General features: G+C 44.1%; 5 protein-coding genes and 3 pseudogenes. All 8 read left to right on the top strand.

The features are described from left to right. Positions 1–469, top strand: a 469-nt coding sequence (locus tag BST93_RS00110; protein WP_308736844.1) for an SdrD B-like domain-containing protein, incomplete at its 5' end; no start/stop codon positions are given. Positions 470–806: 337 nt separating this feature from the next. Next, positions 807–1,604, top strand: a pseudogene (locus tag BST93_RS14720) (SdrD B-like domain-containing protein); the annotation flags it as partial. A gap of 122 nt (positions 1,605–1,726) precedes the next feature. Further along, positions 1,727–3,109, top strand: a pseudogene (locus tag BST93_RS14715) (SdrD B-like domain-containing protein); the annotation flags it as partial. 15 nt (positions 3,110–3,124) lie between these two features. Next, positions 3,125–3,913: a CLIPPER-2 domain-containing protein gene (locus BST93_RS00090; RefSeq protein WP_181072491.1), complete on the top strand. Its 789-nt coding sequence runs from the start codon at positions 3,125–3,127 to the stop codon at positions 3,911–3,913. Positions 3,914–3,963: 50 nt separating this feature from the next. Then, on the top strand, positions 3,964–6,453 hold the full coding sequence (locus tag BST93_RS00080; RefSeq protein ID WP_444850714.1) for a beta strand repeat-containing protein: 2,490 nt from the start codon (positions 3,964–3,966) through the stop codon (positions 6,451–6,453). A 101-nt stretch (positions 6,454–6,554) separates the two neighbouring features. Beyond that, a pseudogene (locus BST93_RS00075) lies at positions 6,555–6,737 on the top strand (CLIPPER-2 domain-containing protein); the annotation flags it as partial. A 323-nt stretch (positions 6,738–7,060) separates the two neighbouring features. Next, positions 7,061–7,258: a hypothetical protein gene (locus BST93_RS00070; RefSeq protein ID WP_105017637.1), complete on the top strand. Its 198-nt coding sequence runs from the start codon at positions 7,061–7,063 to the stop codon at positions 7,256–7,258. A gap of 76 nt (positions 7,259–7,334) precedes the next feature. After that, complete coding sequence (locus BST93_RS14895; protein WP_444850713.1) at positions 7,335–7,544, top strand: CLIPPER-2 domain-containing protein; 210 nt, start codon at positions 7,335–7,337, stop codon at positions 7,542–7,544. Positions 7,545–7,919: the final 375 nt, after the last annotated feature.

The following is a 7,919-nucleotide window of genomic DNA, read 5'->3' as shown; positions in this document are numbered from 1 at the left end:
AGTAGCAGCGCCAGGCACAGCAAGCGTAGATATCGATGATGCAGATCTACCAGTAGGTTTCGTACAAACAGAAGGAACTGATCCTACGAATGTAACAGTAACGGCTGGAGCAACAACGACAGAAGAAGACAACGGATTCAATGTACCAGGCACGGTAACAGGAGTAGTTTATAATGATGTAAACGGAAACGGGACACAAGATGCAGGCGAGCCAGGCATAGAAAACGTAGAAGTTACGATTACGGACAGTGCAGGTCAAGCAGTAACCGTTCAGACGGATGCAACAGGAACTTACACGGCTCAAGTAGCAGCGCCAGGCACAGCAAGCGTAGATATCGATGATGCAGATCTACCAGTAGGTTTCGTACAAACAGAAGGAACTGATCCTACGGATGTAACAGTAACGGCTGGAGCAACAACGACAGAAGAAGACAACGGATTCAATGTACCAGGCACGGTAACAGGGTAGTTATAATGATGTAAACGGAAACGGGACACAAGATGCAGCGAGCCAGGCATAGAAAACGTAGAAGTTACGATTACGGACAGTGCAGGTCAAGCAGTAACCGTTCAGACGGATGCAACAGGAGCTTACACGGCTCAAGTAGCAGCGCCAGGCACAGCAAGCGTAGATATCGATGATGCAGATCTACCAGTAGGTTTCGTACAAACAGAAGGAACTGATCCTACGGATGTAACGTAACGGCTGGAGCAACAACGACAGAAGAAGACAACGGATTCAACGTACCAGGCACGGTAACAGGAGTAGTTTATAATGATGTAAACGGAAACGGACACAAGATGCAGGTGAGCCAGGCATAGAAAACGTAGAAGTTACGATTACGGACAGTGCAGGTCAAGCAGTAACCGTTCAGACTGATGCAACAGGAACTTACACGGCTCAAGTAGCAGCGCCAGGCACAGCAAGCGTAGATATCGATGATGCAGATCTACCAGTAGGATTTGTACAAACAGAAGGAACTGATCCTACGGATGTAACAGTAACGGCTGGAGCAACAACGACAGAAGAAGACAACGGATTCAATGTACCAGGCACGGTAACAGGAGTAGTTTATAATGATGTAAACGGAAACGGGACACAAGATGCAGGCGAGCCAGGCATAGAAAACGTAGAAGTTACGATTACGGACAGTGCAGGTCAAGCAGTAACCGTTCAGACGGATGCAACAGGAACTTACACGGCTCAAGTAGCAGCGCCAGGCACAGCAAGCGTAGATATCGATGATGCAGATCTACCAGTAGGTTTCGTACAAACAGAAGGAACTGATCCTACGGATGTAACAGTAACGGCTGGAGCAACAACGACAGAAGAAGACAACGGATTCAATGTACCAGGCACGGTAACAGGAGTAGTTTATAATGATGTAAACGGAAACGGGACACAAGATGCAGGCGAGCCAGGCATAGAAAACGTAGAAGTTACGATTACGGACAGTGCAGGTCAAGCAGTAACCGTTCAGACGGATGCAACAGGAGCTTACACGGCTCAAGTAGCAGCGCCAGGCACAGCAAGCGTAGATATCGATGATGCAGATCTACCAGTAGTTTCGTACAAACAGAAGGAACTGATCCTACGAATGTAACAGTAACGGCTGGAGCAACAACGACAGAAGAAGACAACGGATTCAATGTACCAGGCACGGTAACAGGAGTAGTTTATAATGATGTAAACGGAAACGGGACACAAGATGCAGGCGAGCCAGGCATAGAAAACGTAGAAGTTACGATTACGGACAGTGCAGGTCAAGCAGTAACCGTTCAGACGGATGCAACAGGAGCTTACACGGCTCAAGTAGCAGCACCAGGCACAGCAAGCGTAGATATCGATGATGCAGATCTACCAGTAGGTTTCGTACAAACAGAAGGAACTGATCCTACGAATGTAACAGTAACGGCTGGAGCAACAACGACAGAAGAAGACAACGGATTCAACGTACCAGGCACGGTAACAGGAGTAGTTTATAATGATGTAAACGGAAACGGGACACAAGATGCAGGCGAGCCAGGCATAGAAAACGTAGAAGTTACGATTACGGACAGTGCAGGTCAAGCAGTAACCGTTCAGACGGATGCAACAGGAACTTACACGGCTCAAGTAGCAGCACCAGGCACAGCAAGCGTAGATATCGATGATGCAGATCTACCAGTAGGTTTCGTACAAACAGAAGGAACTGATCCTACGGATGTAACAGTAACGGCTGGAGCAACAACGACAGAAGAAGACAACGGATTCAATGTACCAGGCACGGTAACAGGAGTAGTTTATAATGATGTAAACGGAAACGGGACACAAGATGCAGGCGAGCCAGGCATAGAAAACGTAGAAGTTACGATTACGGACAGTGCAGGTCAAGCAGTAACTGTTCAGACGGATGCAACAGGAACTTACACGGCTCAAGTAGCAGCACCAGGCACAGCAAGCGTAGATATCGATGATGCAGATCTACCAGTAGGTTTCGTACAAACAGAAGGAACTGATCCTACGAATGTAACAGTAACGGCTGGAGCAACAACGACAGAAGAAGACAACGGATTCAATGTACCAGGCACGGTAACAGGAGTAGTTTATAATGATGTAAACGGAAACGGGACACAAGATGCAGGCGAGCCAGGCATAGAAAACGTAGAAGTTACGATTACGGACAGTGCAGGTCAAGCAGTAACCGTTCAGACGGATGCAACAGGAACTTACACGGCTCAAGTAGCAGCACCAGGCACAGCAAGCGTAGATATCGATGATGCAGATCTACCAGTAGGATTTGTACAAACAGAAGGAACTGATCCTACGGATGTAACAGTAACGGCTGGAGCAACAACGACAGAAGAAGACAACGGATTCAATGTACCAGGCACGGTAACAGGAGTAGTTTATAATGATGTAAACGGAAACGGGACACAAGATGCAGGTGAGCCAGGCATAGAAAACGTAGAAGTTACGATTACGGACAGTGCAGGTCAAGCAGTAACCGTTCAGACGGATGCAACAGGAACTTACACGGCTCAAGTAGCAGCACCAGGCACAGCAAGCGTAGATATCGATGATGCAGATCTACCAGTAGGTTTCGTACAAACAGAAGGAACTGATCCTACGGATGTAACAGTAGTGGCGGGAACTACAGTAACGGAGGAGAACAACGGATACTTTATAGTTGAATCAAATCTTGCCCTTGAAAAAACTAGCGGAGGCGTAGTTGATACTAATGGTAATGGTATTACCGATGCAGGAGACACTATCACATATAGCTTTACCGTAATTAACAATGGTAATGTTCAAGTCGAGAACTTGGTAATAAATGATAATACGATTGGATTAATTAATGCTATTGTAACACCGTCTACGTTACTACCTGGTCAAACAGGTACTATAGTAGATCAAGTTTACACCTTAACGTCTTCGGATATTGCTGCAGGTGTAGTAATCAACACCGCAGTTGTTGATGGTGGTTCGATAGATCCTAATGGTGATCCAGCAGGTCCTGTTAGCGATGATAGTGATGATCCTAATAATCCAGCAAACGTTAACCCAGATGCTGACACTGATCCTGATGATCCTACCATAACTAATTTAACGGCAGGCGGTATCTTAAATGGTGTTGTATTTGATGATGAAAATGGTAATGGTGTTCAGGATGCAGGCGAACTTGGAATAGGAGGAGTTACAATCGATATAACTAACTCGGATGGTACAACACAGCAAGTTATTACGAATCCTGATGGTAGTTGGTCGGTTGTTGTTCCAGCAGGAGTTACCACATCAAATATTGATGAGACGACCCTACCAAATGGAACAGAGGTCCAAACAGCTGGTACTGATCCTACAACAACTAATGTTGCAGCAGGTACAAGTGTAGGCGAACCTGCAGATGGTTCCAAACACCAGAACCTAACTTAAGCTTAGATAAGGTTGCTAGCGCGGTCGCAGATGTTAATGGAAATGGATTTATTGATGCAGGTGATACAATTACATATTCCTTTACTGTTACTAATAATGGAAATGTACAAGTCCAGAATATTGTAATTGATGATGCAATTATTGGTGTGTCAGGATTAGTGATTACTCCTTCTGTGTTAAATGCAGGTGACGTTAGTAATGTTGTAACTACAAACTACACGTTAACAACAAGTGATATAATAAACGGTAGCATAATAAACACGGCAACTGCTACTGGTGAGGCTTTGGATTCAAATGGTACGAGTCTAGGAAATGTTTCCGATGACTCTGATGATCCTAACGATCTTACTGGTCAAGACATAGATAGTGACGGTGATGAAGAGGACCCTACATTCGTAGATTTGAGCTCTCCTAATCTCGCTTTCGCGAAAGCGGACTCATATACCGATAGTAATGGTAACGGTATAGCAGATGTCGGTGATATTGTTACTTATTCATTTACAGTTCAGAATACTGGAAACACTGTTGTGACAAATGCAAGTATTAATGATACAACAATTGGAGTGACTAATTTACCAGTAGTACCAGCTACCTTGAATCCAGGTGATATAGGGACTGCATCTTTTGATTATTCACTTACAGCAAGTGATATTGCCAATGGACAAATAATTAACTCGGCAACGGTTACTGCTCAAACTACAGATTCTCAAGGAAATGTATTACCTAATGTTTCTGATGTTTCAGATGATCCTGATGATCTTACAAATGTAGATACTGATTCTGACGGAGATTTTGAAGACCCAACTATTTTCAATATTCCTCAGAATGGAATCTTAAACGGATTAGTCTTTGAGGACTTAAATGGAGATGGAGTGCAGAATGCAGGTGAGCCAGGCTTAGGCGGTGTAGATGTAGTAATTACAGATTCAAACGGAGTTGTACAAGTAGTTACAACTCAGCCAGACGGAAGTTGGTCAGTGGTAGTTCCATCAGGAGATACGACAACCGATATAGATGAGTCTACATTACCAGCAGGCACTGATATTCAGACAGCCGGAACAGATCCAACGACTACAACAGTAGGATCAGGATCAAATGTAACAGAGCCAGCTGATGGATTCTTTACAGCAGAAGCAAACCTATCGTTAGAGAAAGTAAGCGGAGGAGTAGTAGATGCTAATGGGAATGGTATTACAGATGCAGGAGACACGATTACCTACAGCTTTACAGTGACCAATAATGGTAATGTATTAGTAGAGAATGCAGTAATCAGTGATGCCTTACTAGGTTTAGTAAATGAGCCAGTAGTTCCAAGTACATTAGCTCCAGGCGCAGTAGGAAGTATAGCAGATCAGGTTTACACATTAACGGCAGCAGATATAGCAAACGGAAGTGTAACCAATACAGCGGTATCAGAAGCAGACGCTATAGATCCAAATGGAGATCCATTAGGACCTGTGAGCGATGATAGTGATGATCCAAACAATGTGAATGATGTAGATCCAGACGCAGATGGAGATCCAGATGATCCAACGGTGACACCTTTAGATCAGAATGGAATCTTAAACGGATTAGTCTTTGAGGACTTAAACGGAGATGGAGTACAGGATGCAGGTGAGCCAGGTTTAGGCGGTGTAGATGTAGTAATTACAGATTCAAACGGAGTTGTACAAGTAGTTACAACTCAGCCAGACGGAAGTTGGTCAGTGGTAGTTCCATCAGGAGATACGACAACCGATATAGATGAGTCTACATTACCAGCAGGCACTGATATTCAGACAGCCGGAACAGATCCAACGACTACAACAGTAGGATCAGGATCAAATGTAACAGAGCCAGCTGATGGATTCTTTACAGCAGAAGCAAACCTATCGTTAGAGAAAGTAAGCGGAGGAGTAGTAGATGCTAATGGGAATGGTATTACAGATGCAGGAGACACGATTACCTACAGCTTTACAGTGACCAATAATGGTAATGTATTAGTAGAGAATGCAGTAATCAGTGATGCCTTACTAGGTTTAGTAAATGAGCCAGTAGTTCCAAGTACATTAGCTCCAGGCGCAGTAGGAAGTATAGCAGATCAGGTTTACACATTAACGGCAGCAGATATAGCAAACGGAAGTGTAACCAATACAGCGGTATCAGAAGCAGACGCTATAGATCCAAATGGAGATCCATTAGGACCTGTGAGCGATGATAGTGATGATCCAAACAATGTGAATGATGTAGATCCAGACGCAGATGGAGATCCAGATGATCCAACGGTGACACCTTTAGATCAGAATGGAATCTTAAACGGATTAGTCTTTGAGGACTTAAACGGAGATGGAGTACAGGATGCAGGTGAGCCAGGTTTAGGCGGTGTAGATGTAGTAATTACAGATTCAAACGGAGTTGTACAAGTAGTTACAACTCAGCCAGACGGAAGTTGGTCAGTGGTAGTTCCATCAGGAGATACGACAACCGATATAGATGAGTCTACATTACCAGCAGGCACTGATATCAGACAGCCGGAACAGATCCAACGACTACAACAGTAGGATCAGGATCAAATGTAACAGAGCCAGCTGATGGATTCTTTACAGCAGAAGCAAACCTATCGTTAGAGAAAGTAAGCGGAGGAGTAGTAGATGCTAATGGGAATGGTATTACAGATGCAGGAGACACGATTACCTACAGCTTTACAGTGACCAATAATGGTAATGTATTAGTAGAGAATGCAGTAATCAGTGATGCCTTACTAGGTTTAGTAAATGAGCCAGTAGTTCCAAGTACATTAGCTCCAGGCGCAGTAGGAAGTATAGCAGATCAGGTTACACATTAACGGCAGCAGATATAGCAAACGGAAGTGTAACCAATACAGCGGTATCAGAAGCAGACGCTATAGATCCAAATGGAGATCCATTAGGACCGTGAGCGATGATAGTGATGATCCAAACAATGTGAATGATGTAGATCCAGACGCAGATGGAGATCCAGATGATCCAACGTGACACCTTTAGATCAGAATGGAATCTTAACGGATTAGTCTTGAGGACTTAAACGGAGATGGAGTACAGGATGCAGTGAGCCAGTTTAGGCGGTGTAGATGTGTAATTACAGATTCAAACGAGTTGTACAAGTAGTTACAACTCAGCCAGACGGAAGTTGGTCAGTGTAGTTCCATCAGGAGATACGACAACCGATATAGATGAGTCTACATTACCAGCAGGCACTGATATTCAGACAGCCGGAACAGATCCAACGACTACAACAGTAGGATCAGGATCAAATGTAACAGAGCCAGCTGATGGATTCTTTACAGCAGAAGCAAACCTATCGTTAGAGAAAGTAAGCGGAGAGTAGTAGATGCTAATGGGAATGGTATTACAGATGCAGGAGCACGATTACCTACAGCTTTCAGTGACCAATATTGTAATGTATTAGTAGAGAAGCAGTAATCAGTGATGCCTTACTAGGTTTAGTAAATGAGCCAGTAGTTCCAAGTACATTAGCTCCAGGCGCAGTAGGAAGTATAGCAGATCAGGTTTACACATTAACGGCAGCAGATATAGCAAACGGAAGTGTAACCAATACAGCGGTATCAGAAGCAGACGCAATAGATCCAAATGGAGACCCATTGGACCTGTGAGCGATGATAGTGATGATCCAAACAATGTGAATGATGTAGATCCAGACGCAGATGGAGATCCAGATGATCCAACGGTGACACCTTTAGATCAGAATGGAATCTTAAACGATTAGTCTTTGAGGACTTAAACGGAGATGAGTACAGATGCAGGTGAGCCAGGTTTAGGCGGTGTAGATGTAGTAATTACAGATTCAAACGGAGTTGTACAAGTAGTTACAACTCAGCCAGACGGAAGTTGTCAGTGGTAGTTCCATCAGGAGATACGACAACCGATATAGATGAGTCTACATTACCAGCAGCACTGATATTCAGACAGCCGAACAGACCAACGACTACAACAGTAGGATCAGGATCAAATGTAACAGAGCAGCTGAT

This window comes from Nonlabens tegetincola (assembly GCF_002954355.1).
Classification (GTDB): Bacteria; Bacteroidota; Bacteroidia; order Flavobacteriales; family Flavobacteriaceae; genus Nonlabens; species Nonlabens tegetincola.
This window is presented reverse-complemented; position numbering and strand designations above follow the sequence as displayed.